The sequence below is a fragment of the Burkholderia sp. HAN2018 genome (assembly GCF_024704855.1).
In the GTDB taxonomy this organism is placed as follows: domain Bacteria; phylum Pseudomonadota; class Gammaproteobacteria; order Burkholderiales; family Burkholderiaceae; genus Burkholderia; species Burkholderia cepacia.
Genome location: NZ_QOBB01000482.1, coordinates 1 through 1775, shown reverse-complemented (window position 1 = coordinate 1775; position 1775 = coordinate 1). Strand labels below are relative to the sequence as shown.

Below are 1775 nucleotides of genomic sequence, written 5' to 3'. Positions count from 1 at the left end.
AGCAACGCATCGAGACGCGCAGCGGCCGCGCGCGCTTCGCGCAACGCGTCGGCACCGTGGCCGAGTGCCCGCACCGGCGCGGCAACCGCCCAGATCAGCAGCGCGAACGCACACAGTTCGCCGACCGGCAGGCGGCCGGCCGTGAGCCACGTCGCGCCGAACACGACCCACGCGAGCAGGAACGGCGTGCCGAGCAGCACCTGCGTGCAGGCACCGGGCCCGCCGACGCGGCCGACCCACGCCGAAAACGCCTGGTCGAAGCGCCCGGTCGACGCGAGCGCGGCCGCCTCGATGCCGGCGCCCGGATACTGCCGCACGAGCGCCGGGTTCTGCGCGAGCTGCGCGTAATCGCCCATCAGCTGTTCGAGTGCCGCGTTGCGCGCCGCGACGGCCGGTACGAACCGCGCCGAGCGCATCCAGCGGAACAGCGCGGCGCCCGCGACGAGCGGGGCCAGCGCAAAGGCGAGCAGCCCGGGATTCAGGTAAAGCAGGCACGCCAACGCCGCGCACGGCACGACGACGAGTTGCGTGACGTCGGCCGGCGCGTGCGCGACGAGCTGGTGCAGCGCGCGCACGTCCTGGTCGACGTGACGCGCGACGCGATCGCTGCCGGCGCGCGCGAACCAGCCGAGCGGCAAGCGTTGCAGATGATCGGCGAGCCGCCTGCGCAAGCGGTCGGCGAGATCGGCGTCGACACGGTGCGTCAGGTGCAGCGCGACCGTCTGGCCGCCCAGCCAGCACACGCCAGCCACCACGGCCGCGACGAGCCATCCGCGCGCCGTCGCGTCGAGCTGTGCCGTCGCGCGCCATGCGTCGGCGATACGGCCGAGCGCGAGCCACGGCACGAGCGACGCGACACCCGCCAGCGCCTGCAGCACGACCGCCGCCGCAAGCGGCGCCGCGAACGGCCGCAACATCGAAAGCAACGGCCCCTTCATGCGGCACGCTCCAGCAGCATGCCGAGCGTGGCCGCGCACGCGTCGCCCGGCGGCTGCTCCGGAAAACCGAGCTGCATCGTCAGATGCTGCCAGACGCGCGTCACGTCGATGCTGCGCTGGTTGCACGCGTGCAGCCCTTCGCCCGACACGAGCCGGTCGACCGCGCGCACGGCCGCCTGCGGCCAGCTGCGGGCATGAATCGCGCCCCACGTATCGCGCGCTTCGTCGCAGATCTGGATGCTCGGCATGTCGTCGCCCACCGCGTCGCCGAAGATCGGGAACAGCCCGTCGTCGTCCGTCGCCGGTTCGCGCAGCGCGGGCGCCCACCACAGCGGGCCATGCGGCGACGCGAGCGTCCACGTGCCGGCGTCCGTCGTCAGCGTGATGCTGAACAGCATGCTCATCCGGCCGTCGTCGGCCGCCGCCATCTCGTTGTGCACGCGCAGCGAGACCGGCGTTTCGGCGAGCACCATCGCGCATTCGCGCATCGACGACAGTGCCGGCCCGACCGGCTCGACCGACCACGGGCCCACGCCCTGCAGCGCGGCGGCGAGCACGTCGAGCGCCGCGTAACTGGCCTGCACCGAACACACGACATCCGCATGCACGGGCGCGCTCGTTTCACGCAACCGTCGCGCGACGGCGATGAAGCGGGAGACGACCGGCAGGTTCGGATAGAAACTGTTGAGCAGGCAGCGCCGGCCGTGACGCGACGCGGTGCGCAGCACGCGGTCCCATTCGTCGGGCAGCAGCGGATGCTCGATCACGACGTCGATCCCGCGCTCGAGCAGCCGGCACGCGAGCGCGGCCCCGTCGGCGCCGCGCGCCGCGCCGCCG

At 73.4% G+C, this 1775-nt stretch carries 2 protein-coding genes; both read right to left on the bottom strand.

Annotation, left to right across the window (positions count from 1 at the left end):
* Positions 1-938: ABC transporter ATP-binding protein (locus tag DPV74_RS41190; protein WP_162923332.1), on the bottom strand; the 938-nt coding region annotated here is incomplete at its 3' end.
* The coding region (locus tag DPV74_RS41185; RefSeq protein ID WP_119339274.1) for an oxidoreductase at positions 935-1775 on the bottom strand (841 nt) is incomplete at its 5' end. The genes DPV74_RS41190 and DPV74_RS41185, both read right to left, overlap by 4 nt.